This is a genomic window from Actinomadura latina NBRC 106108 (genome assembly GCF_001552195.1).
Taxonomy (GTDB): Bacteria; Actinomycetota; Actinomycetes; order Streptosporangiales; family Streptosporangiaceae; genus Spirillospora; species Spirillospora latina.
Genome location: NZ_BCQS01000043.1, coordinates 37,736 through 59,486, shown reverse-complemented (window position 1 = coordinate 59,486; position 21,751 = coordinate 37,736). Strand labels below are relative to the sequence as shown.

The 21,751-nt window shown below is 68.2% G+C and carries 17 protein-coding genes, 1 tRNA gene and 1 pseudogene; 13 read left to right on the top strand and 6 right to left on the bottom strand.

Annotated features, from left to right (window positions below; all coding sequences use genetic code 11):
* Positions 1-381 (bottom strand): restriction endonuclease (locus AL2_RS34195; RefSeq protein WP_174550905.1); only part of this gene is annotated, 381 nt, incomplete at its 3' end.
* 321 nt (positions 382-702) lie between these two features.
* Between AL2_RS34195 and AL2_RS34190 the strand changes: the two genes are divergently transcribed.
* Together AL2_RS34190 and AL2_RS38870 are read left to right on the top strand one after the other, a co-directional pair.
* On the top strand, positions 703-1,473 hold the full coding sequence (locus AL2_RS34190) for a tyrosine-type recombinase/integrase (RefSeq protein WP_210748406.1): 771 nt from the start codon (positions 703-705) through the stop codon (positions 1,471-1,473).
* Positions 1,371-1,628 carry a tyrosine-type recombinase/integrase gene (locus AL2_RS38870; protein WP_210748394.1) on the top strand — a complete coding sequence of 86 codons (258 nt, stop codon included), beginning with the start codon at positions 1,371-1,373 and terminating at the stop codon, positions 1,626-1,628. Before AL2_RS34190 ends, AL2_RS38870 begins: the two co-directional genes overlap by 103 nt.
* 243 nt (positions 1,629-1,871) lie before the next feature.
* Here AL2_RS38870 and AL2_RS37865 read toward each other — a convergent pair whose 3' ends face one another.
* Positions 1,872-4,151, bottom strand: a complete 2,280-nt coding sequence (locus AL2_RS37865) for a hypothetical protein (RefSeq protein WP_157438539.1) — start codon at positions 4,149-4,151, stop codon at positions 1,872-1,874.
* A gap of 478 nt (positions 4,152-4,629) precedes the next feature.
* On the opposite strand from AL2_RS37865, the gene AL2_RS34180 reads away from it, so the two are divergent.
* Both AL2_RS34180 and AL2_RS34175 read left to right on the top strand, forming a co-directional pair.
* Complete coding sequence (locus AL2_RS34180; RefSeq protein ID WP_067641120.1) at positions 4,630-5,262, top strand: SHOCT domain-containing protein; 633 nt, start codon at positions 4,630-4,632, stop codon at positions 5,260-5,262.
* 390 nt (positions 5,263-5,652) lie between these two features.
* Positions 5,653-7,038 (top strand): IS256 family transposase, encoded by a 1,386-nt coding sequence (locus AL2_RS34175; RefSeq protein ID WP_083947197.1) that lies wholly within the window; start codon positions 5,653-5,655, stop codon positions 7,036-7,038.
* A gap of 505 nt (positions 7,039-7,543) precedes the next feature.
* On the opposite strand, the gene AL2_RS34170 is transcribed toward AL2_RS34175, so the two are convergent.
* Positions 7,544-7,617: transfer RNA gene (locus AL2_RS34170), tRNA-Gly, on the bottom strand.
* A gap of 80 nt (positions 7,618-7,697) precedes the next feature.
* Here AL2_RS34170 and dcd point away from each other — a divergent pair.
* The 4 genes and pseudogenes from dcd to AL2_RS34150 all read left to right on the top strand — a co-directional run bounded on the left by dcd (position 7,698) and on the right by AL2_RS34150 (position 11,556).
* On the top strand, positions 7,698-8,273 hold the full coding sequence (gene dcd / locus AL2_RS34165) for a dCTP deaminase (protein WP_067641116.1): 576 nt from the start codon (positions 7,698-7,700) through the stop codon (positions 8,271-8,273).
* 173 nt (positions 8,274-8,446) lie between these two features.
* Positions 8,447-9,700 (top strand): quaternary amine ABC transporter ATP-binding protein, encoded by a 1,254-nt coding sequence (locus AL2_RS34160; RefSeq protein ID WP_067641114.1) that lies wholly within the window; start codon positions 8,447-8,449, stop codon positions 9,698-9,700.
* Positions 9,701-9,854: 154 nt separating this feature from the next.
* Positions 9,855-10,577, top strand: a pseudogene (locus AL2_RS34155) (ABC transporter permease); the annotation flags it as partial.
* A gap of 91 nt (positions 10,578-10,668) precedes the next feature.
* Positions 10,669-11,556, top strand: a complete 888-nt coding sequence (locus tag AL2_RS34150) for a glycine betaine ABC transporter substrate-binding protein (RefSeq protein WP_067641143.1) — start codon at positions 10,669-10,671, stop codon at positions 11,554-11,556.
* 76 nt (positions 11,557-11,632) lie between these two features.
* Here the strand turns inward: AL2_RS34150 and AL2_RS34145 are convergent, their stop codons facing one another.
* Together AL2_RS34145 and AL2_RS34140 are read right to left on the bottom strand one after the other, a co-directional pair.
* Positions 11,633-12,370 carry a ZIP family metal transporter gene (locus AL2_RS34145; protein WP_067641110.1) on the bottom strand — a complete coding sequence of 246 codons (738 nt, stop codon included), beginning with the start codon at positions 12,368-12,370 and terminating at the stop codon, positions 11,633-11,635.
* A gap of 103 nt (positions 12,371-12,473) precedes the next feature.
* Entirely contained in the window at positions 12,474-13,247 is a 774-nt protein-coding gene (locus AL2_RS34140; RefSeq protein ID WP_067641108.1) for a hypothetical protein, read from the bottom strand.
* Positions 13,248-13,402: 155 nt separating this feature from the next.
* Between AL2_RS34140 and AL2_RS34135 the strand changes: the two genes are divergently transcribed.
* Positions 13,403-15,268: an AfsR/SARP family transcriptional regulator gene (locus tag AL2_RS34135; RefSeq protein WP_168444723.1), complete on the top strand. Its 1,866-nt coding sequence runs from the start codon at positions 13,403-13,405 to the stop codon at positions 15,266-15,268.
* Between the two features lie 51 nt (positions 15,269-15,319).
* Here the strand turns inward: AL2_RS34135 and AL2_RS34130 are convergent, their stop codons facing one another.
* The gene (locus AL2_RS34130; protein ID WP_067641104.1) at positions 15,320-17,467 is read right to left on the bottom strand and encodes a (Fe-S)-binding protein; all 2,148 of its coding nucleotides are present in this window, start codon (positions 17,465-17,467) and stop codon (positions 15,320-15,322) included.
* A gap of 285 nt (positions 17,468-17,752) precedes the next feature.
* Between AL2_RS34130 and AL2_RS34125 the strand changes: the two genes are divergently transcribed.
* From AL2_RS34125 to AL2_RS34110, 4 genes are all read left to right on the top strand, one after another.
* Positions 17,753-18,352, top strand: coding sequence for a TIGR03086 family metal-binding protein (locus AL2_RS34125; RefSeq protein WP_067641102.1), 600 nt, complete (start codon positions 17,753-17,755; stop codon positions 18,350-18,352).
* A gap of 134 nt (positions 18,353-18,486) precedes the next feature.
* Positions 18,487-19,137: a DUF1326 domain-containing protein gene (locus AL2_RS34120; protein WP_067641100.1), complete on the top strand. Its 651-nt coding sequence runs from the start codon at positions 18,487-18,489 to the stop codon at positions 19,135-19,137.
* A gap of 11 nt (positions 19,138-19,148) precedes the next feature.
* The gene (locus tag AL2_RS34115; RefSeq protein WP_067641098.1) at positions 19,149-19,979 is read left to right on the top strand and encodes a DUF2182 domain-containing protein; all 831 of its coding nucleotides are present in this window, start codon (positions 19,149-19,151) and stop codon (positions 19,977-19,979) included.
* Between the two features lie 134 nt (positions 19,980-20,113).
* Positions 20,114-21,655, top strand: coding sequence for a 3-hydroxyacyl-CoA dehydrogenase (locus tag AL2_RS34110; RefSeq protein WP_083947191.1), 1,542 nt, complete (start codon positions 20,114-20,116; stop codon positions 21,653-21,655).
* Positions 21,656-21,751 lie beyond the last annotated feature (96 nt).

The following is a 21,751-nucleotide window of genomic DNA, read 5'->3' as shown; positions in this document are numbered from 1 at the left end:
CCCCCGCCAGATCGCGGTCACGCCATGCTCGGCTCCCAGTTCCTGCAGCCAGGCATCCGCCTCCGGTGTGGGATCCCAGGGGGTGACCAAGTACCAGTTCACTACGGTGAGGCTCTCCCAACGCGGATCGGACTTGAGCCGTTCCAGTGAATCCTCGACATCGTTCTTCTGCTTAGTCGACAGGGGTTCGGTAAACCTCTTCACCTGGTAGACGACGTCGGAGCCGTCCGGGCCGGCGCCGCGGTCGAGGATGTCGACACCTCCATCGCCCTTGGACGGAGTGATCCGCACCGAATCAACCCGCTCACGGTTGACAAGCATCGCGACCACGGCCTCGACGTCGTTGCCCTCCAGACGCGTCCACTCCACACGATTAGCCATGGCAGCAGCATGTCAGCCGCCACCGACATCCGATAACCGCTCTGACTTGCGACGACGTCACCAAAGCGGCAGCAGTGAAGGAACGACCCCAGCGCATAGTGCCGCCGGTCGTACGCGACGAGGGTGCCTGAGGTGCCCAAGTTTGGTGACATCTGTGATGTTCTGGCGGTTTTCGGCTGTGAGGCAACGGGCCCGGCAGGGTATGCCTGGGGCGGCCTGATACTCGGAACAGACTTCCAAGCTGGTCTCTGACGCAAGGACGCACTCTCATGCCGCGTGCGGTGCTGGTCTTGCGCCCGATGCGGGCGCAGCGTCGCAGGTATGACTTCGTTCGATGAGCTTCTGGGAGCGGCGCCCGGCTCCGGGACCGCCGGTAAGAACGTGCTTCGGTTGGCGACACTCGCCTACCTGGGCCGGTACAAGGGTGACTCGCGCATGCACACCGAGTCGGATCTGCGGATCTACCTGGCCTGGTGCGCCGAACGGCGCCTGGAGCCCTTGGCGGTACGGCGTGCGCATGTGGAGATGTACGTGCGGTGGCTGCAGGAGGTCCGCCGGTTCCGGCCCTCGACCGTGTCCCGGCGGCTGTCGGTGGTGGCCGGCTTCTACCGCACCTGCGTGATCGACGGGATTCTCGAGCACTCGCCCGCCGACCACGTCCGCCGCCCCAACGTCCCACCCGAATCCCCCACCCTCGGGTTGTCACATCTGCAGTTCGAGGCCCTGTTATCAGCCGCACGGGCCTCATCCAACGCCAACGATTTCGCGTTGGTGGCGATGCTCGGGCTACTCGGGCTGCGGATCTTCGAAGCCACCAGCACCGACATCGACGACCTAGGCGAAGAACACGGCCACCGGGTCCTCCGCGTCGTCGGCAAGGGCACCCGGATCGTACTGATCCCCCTCCCGCCGGCAGTCGGCAGAGCCATCGACCGCGCCATCGGGACCGAACGGCCGGACCGATCCTGCTCAACACGCGCGGGGCCCGGATGGATCGGCACGCCGCCACCCGCCGCCTGCGCCAGCTCGCGGCCCAAGCCGTTGTCCGGTTACCGCGGATGCACCCGCACATGCTCCGCCACACCTTCGTGACCACCATGCTCGACGCCGGAGTCGACCTCCGTGACGTACAAATCGCCGCACGCCACGCAGACCCGCGCACCACCATGCGCTACGACCGAGCCCGCAACAACCTCGACCGCCACCCCAACTACATCCTCGCCGCCTACATGGCCTCCGGCACCTGAACCACGGCGCAGCCGGAACGCGCTGGTCTGCCGATAAGCGGGCGATACGCCGCGGCACGAGGTGCCGGAGGAAGGCGTCGTCATTCGACTTCCTCGTGGATGGTCTCGGTTCTCTTGAGTCGCGCAAGAACGTGCCGAAGCAGGTGCTCTTCGGCGGACGAGGATCTGAGGAAGAGGTGCGGCAGGCCCTTGTCCCACTTGACCTGGACGGTGGGGGCCGTGCCTCTATCCCGAGGCCAATAGCTAAATTGGGCGAGCCATACCCCACTCATCACGAAAACGTGATATCAGTTCTGAGGCAATCTCGCTGTCGATTGCGAGTGTGGCACGGGCGCGCGCCAGTAGATCAGTTTCCTCCGGTTGCTCGATCGCGTGGTTCAGGTCGGGACCGAATGTTTCGGCCACCGTCGCCAAGTAATACAGGATGACAGACAGCCAGCGCGATGTCGGGTCGCCGTTTATTCGTGCATACTCTTCTGCAGCCTTCATCAGATCCCTCGGCCAGCTCTCGCTAACCAGGTCTTTGAGGAGTCGCTGACGGTTGGGGGCACTCGCATCACCCGTGATGTCACGGAGCAGTGCCTGCTTGATAAGCAACAACTCACGTGTGATCAGTGCCTGAGTCATATCGGTGATGTCGGCTCGCTCGCCCGAGCGTGTCTCGACCAACGCGCGAGCCGTGCGCAAGACATCGCGCGGTAGCCCGCCGGAGAGTACGTGACACAGAGTAATGAATGGGTCGGAGATTCCCGCCACCCGTCGGCGTAGTAGGTCGCGAACATCAGACAGACTGAGGCGCTCCACACGGACCATCTCATCGAAGGCAGTGTCGAAAACTGCGCGCAGCGCCGGCGATCGCTGCTGGAAGCCGAGCAGAGCTTCGTCAGAGATGGACACAAGATAAAGGCAATTGGGCGTCCCGAAGACGGCCTTGACGTCGTTGATGAATCGTTCCGCAGACGACACGTCGCTGATTTTGTCGAGTTCGTCTATCCCAATGACAAGCTTCCCCACACCACCATGCTGCGTGCGCCACCACTTACCAGCCTTGGATGCAAATTCACGGTACTGATCCACGATTTCCGGAAGCGAAAGCGTTTGTTGGGCTAGTTGTTTACTGACCGTCCTGCCGAGCTGCACACCTCCTGGAACGGTTAAGGCTCCTGAATGTCCGGTAGTGAATGTCTGCAGGAACTCCAACTGCTGCAGATTCCGTCGCGCTTCTTCCTCAAATGGAGCAAAGCGTTTCCGCACCTCGGGACGTGCACGAATAGAAAGCAGTGCACTTCCGCTTACGATCAGCGACACGCCGCCCGCCAACATGAGCAACTCAGTACTCGGCAGTACGATTCGTTGTGGTTGCTCCACCAAGGTCCAGGCGACCAGAGCCATACCTGAGGCCGCAACGATTGCGTACAGCAGAGTGGCCACCCTGCGCCGGAAGCGGGTTTCGTTCAGCCTAGTGTCAGCAAACCACACAGAACGACGCCAAACCACCGACATAACGGCCAGGGCCGTCAAGACACCACCGAGCAGGAGGTAGGCAGCCTGCGTGAGTTGCGCAGGGCTAGCCCGCTGAGCAAGCCAACCTGAGACCAGAGCCAAACCCGCCGCGAGCAGTACTGCGGCAAACGCGATATAGAGCCGACTCCGCCGCAAACTTTTATTTCTCACCCCGTCCGTTTTCCCTGCTCTACTCCTTGTTACTGCGAGGCAGAGTTGCTTGTATAGGTGCACAACGAAGTCGCGAACGTCGTACACCACTGGGGCCGACACGAGCACCCTCAACTCGGGAACATTAGGAATGGCAAATTGACTGTCACAGAAGCCTCTCAGGAGAGTAGTCTTACCCGCACCACGAGGGCCAGAGAGAGCTATGCTGCCTGTCAGCATGGCATTAGCAACCTTGGTAAGGCGCTCCGCGGCAACGGTCGAAGCAATTTGCTCACGACCAGACAGGTCCGACAAGCTCGGCACGCTCGTGACGAGAAAGTACCGCCTATATTCGGATCCGTTCGCGACCAGGTTAATCTGCTCGCGCAAGAATGGCGCCAAAACCTGTTGTTGAAATATCGGCTGCGAGGCGGGATCCATAAGCCACCAGCGGGGAGCAGCCTGCAGTATTCCGGTTGTCAATGATGCGAGAGCCAGGGCGACCGCAGCACTTGCTATGACGGCCCATCCAATCAGCACCATACATGCAATCACTACTAACATGACCCATAGGACCGGAATGAACGGGCGTTTCGGCTTTGCCCATATTGTCTGCACCCACACTGTCCGCGCGAAGGCTGCACGGCTTTCCGTGACTGACGCGATGACTTCCCGCCAGGAAATGTGCCCGATGAAGATCAACGTTTCGCTACAGATGAGCTTGGGAGCCTCGTCCACGGCCGCTTCAACCAGTTGGCCTTCAGTGATTCGCGTGTTCACCATGGCGACTTGCATTTCTTCCGCACGCAGAACGGACCGTACCGCCTCTGTGAGGCGCTGCTGGTACCACGTAAGCTCTTCCACCTTCATTGACTTAGACGACACCGCTTGCGTACGCCAGGTGCTGACCGCTACTGGACAACGGCATGAAGCCGGTTATTGGCATCTCCCCAGCACCGCAGAGAGTGCACGTTCGCTCCTGCGCCCCCTCCCGCGAGCCTGAAGAGCGCCGCAACCTACTCTCATGCCGCCGAGAGGACTCAGCTGGGAACTTCCAACTGAACTCCGTGTTGAGTCCGGCTGGCTGGACCGCACAGCTCCCAGGGGCATTTGGGCGATTTGGCCGACGGGTGGCCGGAGCGGTGAGAATCGGACGTATCGGATGGTGGACCCACGGGCGTGGATCTTGAACGACCGAGAGGCCGCGGTGCGGCATCGGCCGACGCCTCGGCGACGCGGCAGATGTGGCCTGACTTGGTCGTTACGTCAACTCGGCAGGGGTGGAGCGCGTCTGACAGTCGCCAGCACCAACTTCGCCCGCACGGGCGCGCGTACGAACAGGTAGCCGATGACGGTCCACTCTGGTCAGGAACAGATCATCTGGGAAGGCGAGTCGCGTAACGTCACCGCGCGCGCCACAGGCGGGCGGTTCACGCTGCACTACCGGCTCACCACCCACTACCTGTACTTCGAGACCGGGGGCATCTCCGGGACCAGGCAGGAGCAGATACCGCTGATCAACATCCAGGACGTGGACGTCTCGCAGACCCTGCTGCAGAAGACACAGAAGGTCGGGAACGTCCTGGTGCACATCGTCCGGCCGGGCAGCCCGAGGGAGACCGCGGTGCTCGACTCGATCGTGGAACCCGCCCAGGTCCGGGATCTGATCAATCAGACCGTCCACCACGTGCGCGCGGCGGTGCATCAGCGGCAGCTCGATGAGCAGCGGGATCTGGGCACCCACCGGTTCCAGCACACCGGCCCCCTCCCGCAGCCCGCAGGCGGCCCCGACACCGGCGGGTTCGCACAACCGCCAGCGCTCCCGCAGCCGAGCAACCTGCAGACGACCCCCGCAATCCAGGCCACCAATCCAGATGAAGTCATGAGGCTGCTCAAACAGCTCGGCGAGCTTCGGGACGCCGGCGTCGTCACCAACGAAGAATTCGAAGCCAAGAAGAAGGACCTCCTCGACCGGCTATAACCAGCCACCCACCGAAGGCGCGATGCGCCGACCCGCACACCAAGAGTCGGCGCACCTTGTCCCGTGGTCCTGCCGCTGCCATCCGAACGACGAGCCAACCTGGCATCCCGACGGTCGGATGCGAGAAGTGGCCGCGCGTACAGGTTGCCCATCAAGGCGAAGACTCAGGCCGCCGACCCCAAGGACTCGCAGTTAGGACCGCGGCAAGTCCCGCTGGCGGCCGGAAACAAGTGGGGGTATTCCCTCAGGTGTGGAAAGTGATCTTGCTGGGGAGCAAGTGATCAGTGGGTGAAGCGCCCACGTTCTTCGGGGGGAGAACTACACGTCATGTCCGTGATCGACCGTGTCGACGGCACCACCTCAACTACCGTAAGCGATCTTCCGGCTACCGTGGCGGAAGTGAGCGAGCCCGAGCACCACAGCGCACAGGACGAGCGTCGTCCGATCCGGGAGCTGGTCGATGACCGGCTGCTGGACGAGCTGCTGGCCCGGTCCCGCGACCAGGCCGGCGGTCTGCGCCTGACCGGCGAGGGCTCCATGCTCGGCGACCTGGTCAAAGCCGTCCTGGAACGCGCCCTGGAGGCCGAGCTGACCGCCCATCTCGGCTACGACAAGCACCACACCGACGGCTACGGAACCGGGAACTCCCGCAACGGAAAGATCGCCAAGACGGTGCAGACCGGCGTCGGCCCGGTCCGGTTGGCGGTGCCGCGGGACCGGGCCGGGTCGTTCGAGCCGGTGCTGGTGCCCAAACGCGCCGGCCGGGTGTCGGGCGGGCTGGACGACATGGTCATCAGCCTGTACGCGCACGGCATGACGGTGCGCGACATCATCCACCACCTCGACCAGGTGTACGGCACCCAACTGTCGCCCGAGACCGTCTCGCGCATCACCGACCAGGTGATGGAGGAGGTCAAGACCTGGCAGCGCCGCCCCCTCGACCCGATCTACCCCGTGGTGTTCCTGGACGCCCTCATGGTCAAGGTCCGCGACAACCACGTCGTGCACAACAAGCCCGCCTACCTGGCGGTCGGGATCGACACCGACGGCGACAAACACGTCCTGGGCATCTGGGTCCCCAAAGCAGGCGACGGCCCGGCCGGCCCGCGCGGGGTCGGGGAGGGCGCCGCGTTCTGGCGGTCGGTGGTCACCGACCTGCGCAACCGCGGCGTCACCGACATCCTCATCGCCTGCGTCGACGGGCTCGCCGGGTTCGAAAACGCCATCTGCACGGCGTTCCCGCACACCATCGTCCAATCGTGTGTGGTGCACCTGATCCGCAACAGTCTCCGGCCGGTCCCGCGCAAGCACCGCGCCGCCGTCGCCGCCGAGCTGAAGAAGGTCTACACCGCGCCCGACGCCGACGCCGCCCTGGACGCCCTGGCCGCGTTCGCCGACACCGACCTGGGCAGACGCTACCCGCAGAGCGTCAAGGTCTGGGAGGCGGCCTGGGAACGGTTCACCCCGTTCCTGGCCTTCACCCCCGCCGTCCGCCGACTGCTCTACACCACCAACAGCATCGAGTCGCTGAACTACCAACTCCGCAAGGTCACCAAAGCCCGCGGGCACTTCCCCACCGACGACGCCGTGGTCAAACTGCTCTGGCTGGCCATCGTCAACATCGAGGACAAACGCGCCCGCGAACGCGCCGCCCGCGCCCAATGCGACGGCGCCCGCTCCGGCTACCCCGCCCGCCTCATCGAAGGCCAGAAAACCTACGGATGGGCCGAAGCCCTCAACGAACTCGCCGCCGCCTACCCAGACCGCATCCAGTAAAGACAACCAGACCAACAACAAGATCATCTTTACACACTTCGAGTTACAAGCTCGGACAAGTGGTCGAGGAGGTTGCACATGCCGGGCCTCTACAGGATGAGGCTGCCCGGTCGTCGTCGGTGCCTTGCCGAGACGCAAGCTTTCAACGCATGGGCGAAGCCCGTAGGGGTCCTCGTGACGCCTGCGGCGGCTTGCATCCGGGCGGGGTGTCTCGTCGCGAACGGGACCGCGTCTCCTCGATCGCCCAGGAGGGTCTCGGCGAGGGCGCAGTTGCGCACTCACGAATCGGTTCGCAGGACTCGCGGACGGGCGGCCAGGTTGCTGCGCGGCACGGTGCAGCGCCGGCGCGGGTGTCCACTTTGCGTGGGTCAGGAGGTTCGCGGCGTCCGGCTGCGTGGCGCGGGATGTCACATGATCGTTCCTGGTCTCATTGACATCCGCTTGACATGCGATCTTGAAGTAAGATCGCCGGGAGCGTGACCTAGGCTCTGACCTGCGGAAACAGTGGAGCGGGTGACGGGAATCGAACCCGCGCTGTCAGCTTGGGAAGCTGAAGTTCTACCATTGAACTACACCCGCGTGGGGGCTCTGGGGTGCCCCATGCTGTGGATACTGTACCGGATCGGCGGTGTGGGTGTGGGGTGGGATAGCGTTTCGGGGTGCTGCTCTCCGATCGTGATATCAGGGCCGAGCTCGAGTCCGGGCGGGTGAAGATCGACCCGTACGAGCCGGGCATGGTTCAGCCGTCCAGTGTCGATGTGCGGCTGGACCGGTACTTCCGGGTGTTCGAGAACCACAGGTATCCGCACATCGATCCGGCTGTGGAGCAGCCGGATCTGACGCGGCTGGTGGACGTCGAGGCCGACGAGGCGTTCGTGCTGCATCCCGGGGAGTTCGTGCTCGCGTCCACGTATGAGGTGTTCGGGTTGCCGGAGGATCTGGCGGCCCGGTTGGAGGGGAAGAGCTCGCTCGGACGGCTGGGGCTGCTCACTCATTCGACGGCCGGGTGGATCGATCCCGGGTTCAACGGCCACGTGACGCTGGAGCTGTCGAACGTGGCGACGTTGCCGATCAAGTTGTGGCCGGGGATGAAGATCGGGCAGATGTGCCTGTTCCGGACGAGCTCGCCGGCGGAGTACCCGTACGGGTCGACGCGGTACGGGTCGCGGTACCAGGACCAGCGGGGGCCGACGCCGTCGCGGTCGTACCTGAATTTCCATCGGACGAAGGTGTAGCTCGTTTGTGACCTGAACGTGACGCAACCACCCAAAAGATGAAACATGTTCTCTGGGCAGGTAGTTTCGGGTGACGCACACGCTTGGCGTCCGGTTTACGGTCTCTTTGCCTGAGACGCCGGCACTCAGGGCGACTGTTTCCGCGCTTCGACGTGGGAACCCGGAAGGAGATCGTGTCAGTACTCCGCGCGGAAAGCGTCACCAAGCTCTTCGGTCGTAAGGCGGCAGAGGCCCAGCGGAAGCTCAAGGCGGGCGCCGATATGAAGGCGATCCGCGACCTCGGTGTCACACCGGCCGTGGTGGACGCCTCGTTCGAGGTCCGGCAGGGCGAGATCTTCGTGGTCATGGGCCTGTCGGGGTCGGGGAAGTCGACACTGATCCGGATGCTGAACGGGCTGCTCGGGGTCACGTCCGGGAGTGTCGAGATCGACGGCCAGGACATCGCGAAGATGTCGCCGAAGGCGCTTCGGGCGCTTCGGCAGCACAAGGTCAGCATGGTCTTCCAGCACTTCGCCCTGTTCCCCCATCGGACGGTTCTGGCGAACGCCGCGTATGGGCTCGAGGTCCGCGGTGTCCCGAAGGAAGAACGTGAGAAGAAGGCCCGAGAGTTCCTGGGTCTGGTGGGTCTTGAAGGCTGGGAGGACAAGGTCCCCGGTCAGTTGTCGGGCGGTATGCAGCAGCGTGTGGGGCTCGCCCGGGCGCTCGCCTCCGGTACCGAGATCATTTTGATGGACGAGGCGTTCAGCGCGCTGGACCCGCTGATCCGGCGGGAGGTCCAGGACCTGCTGCTCGATCTGCAGGGGCGCTTCGGGAAGACCATCGTCTTCATCACGCACGACCTGAACGAGGCGATGCGCATCGGTGACCGCATCGCGGTGATGCGAGAGGGCCGGATCGTCCAGATCGGCACGGCCGAGGAGATCCTGACCGACCCGGCGAACGACTACGTCGCCCAGTTCGTCGCGGACGTGGACCGTACCAGAGTGCTCACGGCGGCGTCCGTCATGGAGAAGCCGCTGGTCACGGTGCTGGCGTCGACGGGGCCGCGGACGGCGCTGCGGACGATGCGCGAGCACCAGACCTCGGCCGCGTTCGTGGTCGGGCGCGACCGCAAGCTGGTCGGGCGGGTGCGGGCCACCGTGATCGCGGACGCGGTGCAGGAGAACGTGCAGAAGCTCGACGGGTTGATCGACGTGGAGGAACCGGAGCCGGTGGCGCCGGACACCCCGGTCGCCGACCTGTTCGTCCGCTGCGCCGAGAGCGAGCTGCCGGTCCCGGTCGCGGACGAGAACGGGACGCTGCTCGGCGTCATCCCCCGGGTGACGCTGCTGGCGGCGCTCGGTGCGATCAACGGGCATGTGGAGGACGTCATCGAGGACGACGAACCGGAACTCGCGCTGGCGAAGGAGGGCGGCGACAGTGATTAGTGCGATCGAGCTGCCCCGGACGCCGGTCGGCGAGTGGTTCGACGACCTGGTGAGCTGGTGCACCGACAACCTGTCGTGGCTGTTCGACGGGATCGGGTCGGCGATCCAGTCGTCGGTCGACGCGCTGACGGACGTCCTGACGGTCCTGCCGCCGCTGGCGCTGACGCTGGTCCTGGCCCTCATCGCGCTCGCGATCAGCGGCTGGAAGCTGAGCGTGTTCACGATCCTCGGCTTCGTGCTGATCGACAGCATGGAGCTGTGGGACGACTCCATGGACTCCCTGGCCCTGGTGCTCGTGTCGGCGGTGGTGTCGACGGCGCTGTCGATCCCGATCGGCATCGCGGCGGCGCGCAGCGACATGGTGAGCCGGATCGTCCGGCCGGTCCTCGACTTCATGCAGACGATGCCGGCGTTCGTCTACCTGATCCCGGCGATCTTCTTCTTCAGCATCGGCGCCGTGCCCGGCGTGGTCGCGACGGTCATCTTCGCGATGCCGCCGGGGGTGCGGCTGACCGAGCTCGGCATCCGCGGCGTCGACCCGGAGATGGTGGAGGCGGGGGAGGCGTTCGGCACGCCGCCGAACCGGATCCTGACCCGCATCCAGATCCCGCTCGCGATGCCGTCCATCATGGCGGGCGTCAACCAGCTGATCATGCTGTCGCTGTCGATGGTCGTCATCGCGGGCATGGTCGGCGCGGGCGGCCTCGGCGGCGTGGTGCTGGAGGGCATCAACCGGGTGGACGTGGCGAAGGGCTTCGAGGGCGGCATCGCCGTCGTCATCCTGGCCATCTACCTGGACCGCCTCACCGGGGCCCTCGGCGAGGGCCCGAGCCTGGTGCGCGGCCTGTTGCGGCGCGGCATGGCCGCCCCTGTCTGATCCACTGCTTGCGCCTCCGGCCGGTCCGGCCCGTCCGGCCGCGGGGCGCCGCTCCCCCTACCCCACTGTGCAAGCCGACGAAAGGATGGGCATGCGTTTCAAGTTCAAGGGTCTGACGGTCGCCGCGGTGGCGCTGACGCTCGGTCTGAGCGCCGCCGGTTGCGGCGACTCCGACTCCGGCGGGGGTGAGAACGACAAGAGCATCACCATCGGCATGGTCTCGGGCTGGGCCGAGGGTGAGGCCGCGACGCAGCTGTGGAAGAGGCTGCTGACCGACAAGGGCTACAAGGTCGAGGTGAAGACCCTCGACACCGGCCCCCTCTACGCCGGCATGTCGAAGGGCGACGTCGACCTCTTCCTCGACTCCTGGCTGCCGGGCACCCACGAGGACTACTGGAAGCAGTACGGCGACAAGCTGGAGAAGGTCGGCAGCTGGTACGACTCCGCGCCGCTGACCATCGCCGTGCCGGACTACTCGCCGCTGCAGTCCCTTGAGGACCTCAAGGGCAAGGGCGGCACGTACGACGGCAAGATCGTCGGCATCGAGAAGAGCTCCGGCCTGTACCGGGTGTCGCAGGAGAAGATGCTCCCCGCGTACGGCCTGCAGGACGAGTACAAGGTGACGACGTCCTCGACGGCGGCGATGCTGACCGAGCTGAAGAAGGCCATCGACGCCAAGAAGGACATCGTCGTCACGCTGTGGCGTCCGCACTGGGCGTACGCGAAGTTCCCCATCCGCGACCTGAAGGACCCGAAGGGCGCGATGGGCAAGCCGGACACCATCTACACCGTCGGCCGCAAGGACTTCGGCAAGGACCAGCCTGAGGTCTCGGGCTGGCTGAAGAAGTTCAAGATGGACGACAAGCAGCTGGGGTCCCTTGAGGACCTCATGGAGAACAAGTACAAGGGCAACCCCGACCAGGCCGTCGACGAGTGGCTCAAGCAGAACCAGAGCTACGCGACGTCCCTGACGGGCTGACCGTAAGGGAACGTTCCCACCAGCGGAGGAAGGGCCGTCCGGCGATCCCGGGCGGCCCTTCGCCGTGCACGTGCGGTCATCCGGCGAGGCCCACGATGAACAGGACGGCCACGAGCCCGGCACCGGTGGCGCAGAGCGTCATGACGCGCGGGTGGACGCTGTGCGCCTCCGGCAGGATCTCGGCGGCGGCGAGGTACAGCAGGACGCCGGCGAACGTCCCCAGGTAGGGGCCGAGGACCGCGTCCGGGACGGTCGCGAGGGTGCCGAGCGCGGCCCCGGCGACGGGCGCGGCGGCGTCGGCGAGCAGCAGCAGGACGGCCGGGCGGCGGTCGGCGCGGTTCAGCGACGCCGCGGTGAAGGTGTTGAACCCGTCCGCGAAGTCGTGCGTGACCACGGCGAGCGCCACGAAGATCCCGACGTCGGTGCCGGACTGGAAGCCGAGGCCGATGCTGACGCCGTCCACGAGGCTGTGCAGGACGAGCGCGGACGCGGCCAGCAGCCCGCCGGCCCCGGCCTCGACGCCGTGGGCGTGCGGCGCGTACTCGTCCTCGTGCGCCCGGTGGATCGCCACGGCCTGCTCGACGACGTGCAGCAGCACGAACCCGGCCGCGAAGCCGATCATCGGCGCGGGGACGCCGAGCGGGCGGTGCCGCGTCATCTCCAGCGACTCGGGGATCAGGTCGAAGGCGACGACGCCGAGCATGAGCCCGCCGGCCAGCCCGAGGACGAGGTGCCGCCGGTCGCGCACCCGCATCGCCGCGAGACCGCCGGCGAGCGTCATCACGAACGCGAGGACGGACACGAGCACGGCCATCCCCGAGTTCTACCAGGGCGCCCGCGTCCGGAACCTCAGCGGCGGGGGACGCCGTCCGCCCGGCGTGCGCACGCGGCCCCGCGGCCGCCGGGCGGACGGCAGCTCACTGGAAGGCGTCGCCGTCGACCACGGTCCCGGCGGGCGGGCGCCGGACGTCCACCGGCTTCCCGTAGTCGAGGTACTCGATGCGGTTGCCGGGGCCGCCGTCGACACGCAGCACGTACGGCGCTCCCCGGGTCGCCACGTGGATCTCCTCGCCGGGGGCGCCGGTGAGGCGCACGGCGGGGGTTCCGCCGACCGTCCCGGTCCCGGCCGTCTTCCAGGTGCCCACGGACTTGACGGCCTCGTTGAAGATGGCCGTACGGTCGGTGAAGCCCGCCAGGTCCTTGAAGTCGGCGGCCCGGGTGGTCGTCTTGAGTTGCTTGCCGGAGAACAGCTGCACCGCGCCCTTTCCGCCGATCGCCTTCCAGAACGCGTTGTTGCCCTTGAGGTAGACGTCCTTGCCGATCCTGGTGATCTCGACGCGCTGCTTCCCCTGCTGGAACCACCCGGTCGCTTTCGTCCTGCCCGCGTACCGGAAGTCGAGCGCGAACTTGTCCTTGCCGTCCTCGATGTTGCCGCGCATCCGCAGGAACCGCGCCGCGGCGGTCGCCTTGCGGGCACGCGACAGGACGCCGGCGGCCGGGAGCTTCTCCACTCCGTTGGGCGCCGCGGCGGTCGCGCCGTCGGACGCGGCGCCGGACGGGCGTGCGGCGGGCGCGGAGCCCGTCTTCGATGTCGTCGCCGCGTCCTCGGCCGGCCCGCAGGCCGTGGCGGACGCGAGCACGAGAACGAGCGCGGCCGAGACGTGGCCGGCCCGCAGTCGGTGATGAGACACCCGAGGTCCCTTCTCTTCATATCTACGTGGGACATCGCCCCCCGATGTCCGGAATGAGCCTGTGGCAGTCGGGTGCCGGATCACTGTCGTTATGCTGCGGTCAGTGCGCCACGGCTGCCGAACTACTGCGGTGGCGCCCGGGACGGGGACGGGAGGTGGTGGCGCTGCCGGGCGAGGGACCATCACTGCGCTTCGGGATCCTGGGCCGGCCCGCCGCGTGGCGGGACGGGCGGGAGCTCGACCTGGGGCCGGGCAAGCAGCGGGCGGTCCTCGCCGTGCTGCTGCTGACGCCGGGCCGGCCGGTGCCGACGGCGTCGATCGTGCGGGCGGTGTGGGGGGACGAGCCTCCCGACAACGGGGCGAACGTCGTGCAGAAGTACGTGGCCGGGTTGCGTCGCGTGCTGGAGCCGGAACGTTCCCCGCGCGCTCCGGGGCGGCTGCTGGCGCTGACCGGCGCCGGATACGCGCTGCACGTCCCGCCGGAGAGCCTCGACACCGAGGTCTTCGAGGAACGGGTGAAGGCGGCGCAGGTCGTGGCCGCCGGGGGCGACGCGGCGCGGGCAGAGGCGCTGCTGCGCGAGGCGCTGGCCATGTGGCGGGACCAGGCGCTGGCCGGCCTGAAGGGCGTCTTCTTCGACGCGGCGCGCGACCGCCTGGAGGAGATGCGCGCGGCGGCGCTGGAAGCGTGCGCCGAGGCCGCGCTGGAGGCGGGAGAGCACGCGCGGGTGGTGCCCGAGCTGCTGCGGCTCGTCGCCGAGTTCCCGCTCCGGGAGGGCTTCCGGCACCTGCTGATGCTGGCCCTCTACCGGTGCGGCCGCCAGGCCGAGGCGCTCGCCGCCTACCGGGACGCGCGCGCCTTCTTCTCGGACGAGTTCGGCATCGAGCCGGGCGAGCGGCTGCGGAGCCTGCACCTGGCCATCCTGCGCTCCGATCCGTCGCTTGTGTTACCGGCGCCCGGGGGAGAACCGGACGAGGCATCGGACCGCACAGAACCGCCCGAACCACCCGAACCGGATGAATCGCTCAAACCGGCCGGACAACCGGCCGCGCCCAGGTTCGCTCCGCCCGACCCGCCGCTCGCTTCCGCTCCCTTCCCGAACCACTCCGCTCCCTCGCCGGCGACCCCGCCGCACCCCGCGAGCGTCCTCGCGCACACCGGTCAGCCGCACCCCGCCGCTCCGGCCATCAGCGCCGTCGCGGGGTACCACCTCGCCGCGGAGCATGCGGCGTGGACGGTGCCGCCGCCGGCCGGATACTGGTTGCCCGGGTGGCTCCGGGCCCTCCTCATCACCCTCCCGGTGCTCACCTTCGGGGTCACGACCTGGGCCCTCGTCGCCTACATCGCGGCGCGGCGGCACAGCTGGCGGCTCGGGCTGATGGCGGCCGGTTACCTGATGCTGTGGCTGCTCTTCTTCGTCGTCGCCGGAAGCGGCGACCCCGATCAGACCACCTGGTGGGACGGCCCGGCCGCCTGCGCCCTGGCGGTCACGATGATCGGCGGCCCCGTCCAGCTCGCCCTCATCACAGCCGGGCCGCGGCCGGCGGCGCACCCTGGCGGCATGCCCGTCCCGGCCGTCCAGCTGATCGAGCGGAGGGTGCGCCGGGAGCAGGCCCGCGCGCTGGCGGCGCACCATCCGGCGATCGCCCGCCATCTCGGCATCGGACGTCCCGACGTGCCGAGCGGGTTCGACGACGGCGGCCTGGTCGACGTCAACTCGGCACCCGAGCACGTCCTCGCCTCGCTGCCCGGCCTGGGCATGTACCACGCGAAGCTGATCGTGCTGGCGCGGACGGCGCACGGCCCGCTCGCCTCCGTGGACGACCTCGCCGTCCGCCAGATCCTGCCCTACCAGTCGGTGACCGTCCTCCGTGACGTGCTGATCGCCGTCCCCCCTGCGACGGACGCGGCCACGGGCGCGGCCACGGACGCAGTCACGGGCGCGGTCACGGGCGCAGTCACGGGCGCGGAACCGGAACCGGACGCGGGACCGCCGGCCGTGGAGCCGGCACCCGGCCCCTGAAAAGGGAAGGACCCCGAGCCGTGAGCCCGGGGTCCTCCACCGTCCGCTGCGCTACTCGGCGGCGACGGGCTCCTTCTGCTCGGGAAGGCCCTCGCCCTTGATGGAGCGGATCAGGAGCTGGGAGACGTCCACGACCTCCAGCGACTCCTTGGCCGCGCCCTCGTTCTTCTTCTCGTTGATGGCGTCGCCCAGCATCACCAGGCAGAACGGGCAGGCAGTGGAGACGGTGTCGGGGTTGGTCTCCAGAGCCTCGTCCACGCGCTCGGTGTTGATGCGCTTGCCGATGCGCTCCTCCATCCACATCCGGGCGCCACCGGCGCCGCAGCAGAAGCCGCGGTCCTTGTGCCGGTGCATCTCCTGCGTCTTGACGCCGGGGACGGTCGCCATGATGTCGCGCGGCTGCTTGTAGACCTTGTTGTGGCGGCCCAGGAAGCAGGGGTCGTGGTAGGTGATGTTCTCCTCGATCGGGGTGACCGGGGTGAGCCTCCCGGTGTCCACGAGGTGCGCGAGCAGCTGGGTGTGGTGGACGACCTCGTAGTTCCCGCCGATCTGCGGGTACTCGTTGGCCAGGGTGTTGAAGCAGTGCGGGCAGGTCGCGACGATCTTCTTGACGCCCGCGTCGTTCAGCGTCTCGACGTTCTGCTGGCCGAGCATCTGGAAGACGAACTCCATGCCGAGGCGGCGGGCCGGGTCGCCGGTGCACGCCTCCATGGGGCCGAGGACGGCGAACTTGACGCCGGCGATGTGCAGCAGCTCGGCGACGGCCTTGGTGGTCTTCTTGGCCCGGTCCTCCAGGGCGCCGGCGCAGCCGACCCAGAACAGGTACTCGGTGTCCTCGGCGACCTTGTCGTCGACGACGTCGACCTCGAAGTCCAGCTCCTCGACCCATTCGAGGCGCTTCATCTCGGACATGCCCCACGGGTTGCCCTTGTTCTCCAGGTTCTTCAGCATGACGCCGGCCTCGCTGGGGAACGAGGACTCGATCATGACCTGGAAGCGGCGCATGTCCAGGATGTGGTCGATGTGCTCGATATCGACCGGGCACTGCTCGACGCACGCGCCGCAGTTGGTGCAGGACCACAGGACGTCCGGGTGGATGACGCCGTCTTCCCCGACGAGCGCCTTGTCCACCTCCATGGCGAGCTTCTGCTCGTCGGTGAACTTCTCCCGCTGCTCCTCGGACGCCGTCAGGTAGGGCGCCTTGGCGAGCGCGTGGTCGCGCAGGTCCAGGATGAGCATCTTCGGCGACAGCGGCTTGCCGGTGTTCCAGGCGGGGCACTGCGACTGGCAGCGACCGCACTCGGTGCAGGTCGCCATGTCGAGGAAGCCCTTCCAGGTGAAGTCCTCGATCTTGCCGCGGCCGAAGACGTCCTCGTCGGGGTCGGCCTCCTCGAAGTCGAGCGGCTTGCCGCCCGACATCATCGGCTGCGCGGCGCCCAGGCCGTCCGGGCGGCGCTTGAACATGACGTTGAGCGGCGCCAGGAAGATGTGCAGGTGCTTGGAGTGGACGACGAAGACCAGGAAGATCAGCGCGACGGCGATGTGCGCGAGCAGGCCGACCGACTCCAGGATCTCCAGGGTGTCGTGGTCCATGCCCTTGAAGAGCTGGCCGACGGCGTAGGAGAAGTACGCGCCCTTGCCGTAGGGGAGGTTGCCGCTGGCCCACTCGACGCCGCGGAAGAAGAACATCGTCCAGATCACGTTGAAGATCAGGAAGAGCGTCCACCAGGCGCCGGACAAGTGCGAGCCCTTGAACCGGGACTTGCGGTCCAGCCGCTTCGGCGAGTTCTTGAACCGGATCGCGGTGAAGACGATCAGGCCGGCGGTGCAGGCGAGCGCGATCGTGTCCTGGACGAAACCGATCGGCCCCCAGGTCTGGAAGCCCGGGATCTTCACGTCCAGCCCGAACAGCAGCGCGACGGCCGCCTCCAGGTACACGGTCAGCAGCAGGATGAACGCCCACATGACGGCCGCGTGCGAGATGCCGGCGACCGTCCACTTCAGCAGTTTGCGCTGCCCCAGGACCTCGACGGCCTGGCCTTCGACGGCCTTCTTGGGCTCACGTTTGACCTGCAGCGTCCGCTCGGGGTCGGGCTGCCCGCTCGCGCCGATCTTGTACAGGAACAGCACCCGCCGACCGGCGAGCGCCAGAGCGACCGCCGTTCCGGCGAGCCCGATGACCAACGTGATCCAGAACACTGTTCCGTCCTCCTGGGGTACGGGTGTTGGCAGCCAGCGTAGGGCTCGCGAAAGACCGCTCCGCACCCGGGGCCCGAATACTACTCGGTAGTAGCTTATGCGTCACGTGCCCTGGTCAGACCCCTTCCGGCCCCTTTCCGGGCCGTCTGGGCGCCCACCCGGACGTCTGCCGCCCGTCATACCTTAGAGATTCCGCGCGCCGATGAGTATCGGCGGGTTCCCGAGTCCATACCACCTGACGGGGCACGTCCAGCCCCGTCCCGGCCATTGGAACGGAGAATCCAGATGACCTCGAAGCCCGACATCGCACCCGCGGCCCGCCGCATGGCCGCCCTGCTCACGGACCTCCCCGACCACCGGCTCACCGCCGCGACCCCCTGCGCCGAGATGTCCCTCGGCACCCTCATCGACCACGTGAACGGCCTCGCGCTCGCCTTCACCTGGGCCGCCGAGAAGAGCGTCCCGGACGGCGGGTCGCAGCCGCCGTCCGCCGACGCGGCCAGCCTCCCGCCGGACTGGCGCGCCCGCATCCCCGAGCAGCTCGACGCCCTGGCCGCCGCCTGGCGCTCCCCCGGCGCCTGGCAGGGCATGACGAAGGCGGGCGGCATCGACCTGCCCGGCGAACAGGCCGGGAACGTCGCGCTCAACGAGCTGGTCGTGCACGGCTGGGACATCGCCCGCGCCACCGGCCGGCCCTACGACGTCGGCGAGGACGAGATCGAGGCATGCCTCGCCTTCGTCGCCCCCGCCGTCGAGCAGAGCGGCGGCAAGGGCGTCCCCGGTCTCTTCGGCCCCGCCGTGGACGCCCCCGCCGACGCCTCTTCCCTGGACCGCCTCATCGCCATGACCGGCCGCACCCCCACCTGGACCCCCGACCGTCGTTGACCCGGCCGGACGCGAACCCGGCCGCGCCATCCCCGGTGCGCCCCAGGTTTTACCCCGCACCCGCTGGCTCCTGATCAGGCGTTTTGCGAGGATTGGACCGAGAGGCGCGGCGGGATGCGACCAAGGGGAAGACCATGGCAGAGACCGCCGCAATACCGCGATGGCACCTCATCGGCGACTGGTTCGACGTCTGCAAATGCGCCATCCCGTGCCCGTGCACCTACGCGCAGCCTCCCACCTACGGCGACTGCGACGGTGTGCTGGCGTGGCACATCCGTGAAGGACGGTACGGAGAGGTCGCGCTCGACGGCCTCAACGTCCTGATGCTGGGCTCCTTCGTGGGGAACGTGTGGGGCGAGCACTCCGACGCTTACGCGGCCGTCTTCCTGGACGAGCGCGCCGACGACTCCCAGCGCGCGGCACTCGGGAAGATCTTCGGCGGGGAGGCCGGCGGGTGGCCGGCGCAGCTGGTGGGGATGCTCGCTCCGGAGGTGCGCGGGATGGAGTTCTCGCCCATCACGATCTCGATCGACGACGACCTCGCCACCTGGAGCGCCGAGGTGCCCGGCCGGGTCGCGGCGCGGGCCGAGGCGCTGACGGGGCCCACGACGCCCGAGGGGGCGCGGGTGCAGACCGTCAACGCCCCGGGTTCGGAGACGGGGCCTGGGCAGGTCGCCACCTGGGGCCGCGCCGTCACCGACCGGGTCGCCGCCTACGGGTTCGACTGGGAGTGGGACGGCCGCTCCAGCAAGCACATCCCGTTCGACTGGAGCGGACCGAAGTGAGGGCCCGGCCCGTGTCGGGGCGTCAGCACGAGCCCGGAGCCGTCGCCGGGCCCGCGCCGCACGAGATCGTGTTCGTCGCGGTTCTGGTCCTCATCTCCGCGGTCGCGTGGCTGGCGGTCCACCACCTAGCCACACCCGGAATGCGCGCCGGGATCCTCACCGGCGCCGCCGAACCCGGCGGTTCCGGGGACGAGATGGCCGGGATGCAGATGGAGCACTCCATGAGCGCGGGGCTGTTCCTCGGTACCTGGCTGGTGATGATGGCGGCGATGATGCTGCCCGCGGTGACGCCGGTGATCGTCCGGATCGACCGGCTGCTGCGCGGTCGCGGCGGACCGGGCACGACCGCGTACACGCTGGCGACCGGCTACCTGGCCGTGTGGGCGGCGGCCGGGGTGGCGGCGTACGGCCTGTTCCTGGCGTTCCAGCCGGCGATGGCGGCGGGCGACCCGGCGGAGGCCGTCCGCGCGGGCGCCGCGGTGCTGCTGCTCGCGGGCGCCTACCAGCTCACCCCGCTGAAGGGGGCATGCCTGCGGCTGTGCCGCTCACCGCTCGCCGTCGTCGTGCGCCACGGCGAGCGGATCACCGCGGGCCCCCGCGGGGCGCTGCTCGTCGGCGTCCGGCACGGGGCCTTCTGCCTCGGCTGCTGCTGGGCGCTGATGGCCGTCCTGCTCGCCGCGGGGATGATGAGCCTGGTCTGGATGGGGGCCATCGCCGCAGTGATCCTCGTGGAGAAGGTCTGGCGGCACGGGGAGCTGCTGAGCCGGCCGCTGGGCGCCGGGATGATCGCCCTCGGCCTCGTCCTGCTGGCCGCCCCCGGCCTCGCACCCACGCTGACCTAACACGCCGCCAGTACGGGGTCAGAGGCGTTCGAAGACGGCCGCGAGGCCTTGGACGCCGGTCTGGAGGGCCCCGCCCTGCGGGGCGGGGGCCTTCACGGTTGAATGCGTGGAGGCGGGCGAGCGAGGAGGCGACGGTGGAGGACTGGGCGCGGCGGGTCACGACGATCCGGGTGATCGGCACCGGGGCGATGGGGCGCGGGATCGCGCAGCTCGCCGCGGCGGGCGGGCTGACCGTGGAGCTGGCCGACGTCCGGATGGAGGCCGTGGTCGGCGCCACCGAGCACATCGGCGGCATGTTCGACAAGCTCGTCGGCAAGGGCCGGATGACCGCCGAGGAGGCCGAGGCCGCCAAGGGGCGGCTGCGGCCGGTCGGTGAGCCGCTGACCCCGTTCCAGGACTGCGATCTCGTGGTGGAGGCCGTCCGCGAGGACATGAACACCAAGCGGGAGCTGTTCAGGTCCCTGGAGAAGGTGTGCCCTAAGCACACGGTCCTGGTGACCAACACCAGTTCGCTGCCGGTGACTGCCATCGCGGCCGCTCTGGAGGACCCGTCCAGGGTGGCGGGGCTGCACTTCTTCAACCCGGTGCCGTTGATGCGTCTCGTAGAGGTGATTCCGGGCGCGCGCACGGCGGAGTGGATCCCGGGCGCCCTCTCCGACCTGGTGCGGCGTCTCGGTCACGAACCGGTGATCGCGCCTGACGCGCCCGGGTTCCTGGTCAACCACGCTGGGCGCGGCCTGGTGACGGAGGCCCTGCAGATCCTTTCGGAGGGGGTCGCTGAGCCAGCGGACATCGACCGCATCGCGCGGGACGTGCTCGGCCTCAAGATGGGCCCCTGCGAACTGCTCGACCTCACCGGCATGGACGTCTCACACCCAGTCATGGAGTCCATCTGGACGGGGTTCTACACAGAGCCTCGGTTCCGTCCGTCCAGGATCGGGAGGGCGCGCCTAGAGGCCGGTCTATACGGACGCAAGACCGGCGAGGGCTTCTACAAGTACGTGGACGGCGTCAAGCAGGAGCCCCCGGAGGCGGCCGCGCCCGCCGCCGACTTCCGGCCGGTCTGGTTCCAGGAACCGCAGCATCGGGAGACGCTGGGTCTCCTGCTGTCCGAGGCCGGAGTGGAGGTCGAGGCGGGCGACGCGCCGTCCGGCGAGGCCGTCGCGCTGGTCGACGCCACGGCGGACATGAGCGTCGCGGACCAGGTCGCCAACGGCCTCCCGGGTGAGCGGACGCTCGGTATCGACGGTTTCTTCGGCTTCTTCGGCCGGATCACCCTCACCGTGCAGCCCGCGCTCGACCCGGACGCCGGCCGCGCGGCGCTCGCCGCCCTGCTCGCCACGGGACGGCAGGTGAGCGTCGTCCGTGACGCGCCCGTGGCCGTCGCGCCCCGGCTGCTGGCGTCGATCGTCAACGTGGGCTGCGGCATCGCCGAGCAGCGGCTGGCCCGTCCCGCCGACATCGACACCGCCGTCCGGCTGGGGCTCGGCTACCCGCGCGGACCGCTGGAGTGGGGCGACCACGTGGGCGCCGAGCGTGTCTGGGCCGTCCTTGACCAGATGCACGCGGCGACCCGCGACCCGCGCTACCGGCCGAGCGGCTGGCTGAGCGAACGGGTGGCCCTCGGCCTTCCCCTAACCGAGGCCGGCACGGCCCCGTCCGACCTCACTGCTTAACGGCGCGACGCCCCCTGATGGCACGATGCCCCCCGCCCGGACGGTGGGCGGAGGGCATCGGCGGAGAGGCGGCGTTCGCCAAGGGATAACGCGGCG

Excerpts from the sequence above, each read along its gene's own strand:
- AL2_RS34190 (WP_210748406.1), top strand. The coding sequence starts at position 703 with ATGACTTCGTTCGATGAGCTTCTGGGAGCGGCGCCCGGCTCCGGGACC.
- AL2_RS38870 (WP_210748394.1), top strand. The coding sequence starts at position 1,371 with ATGGATCGGCACGCCGCCACCCGCCGCCTGCGCCAGCTCGCGGCCCAA.
- AL2_RS37865 (WP_157438539.1), bottom strand. The coding sequence starts at position 4,151 with ATGAAGGTGGAAGAGCTTACGTGGTACCAGCAGCGCCTCACAGAGGCG.
- AL2_RS34180 (WP_067641120.1), top strand. The coding sequence starts at position 4,630 with ATGACGGTCCACTCTGGTCAGGAACAGATCATCTGGGAAGGCGAGTCG.
- AL2_RS34150 (WP_067641143.1), top strand. The coding sequence starts at position 10,669 with ATGCGTTTCAAGTTCAAGGGTCTGACGGTCGCCGCGGTGGCGCTGACG.
- AL2_RS34145 (WP_067641110.1), bottom strand. The coding sequence starts at position 12,370 with ATGGCCGTGCTCGTGTCCGTCCTCGCGTTCGTGATGACGCTCGCCGGC.
- AL2_RS34125 (WP_067641102.1), top strand. The coding sequence starts at position 17,753 with ATGACCTCGAAGCCCGACATCGCACCCGCGGCCCGCCGCATGGCCGCC.
- AL2_RS34120 (WP_067641100.1), top strand. The coding sequence starts at position 18,487 with ATGGCAGAGACCGCCGCAATACCGCGATGGCACCTCATCGGCGACTGG.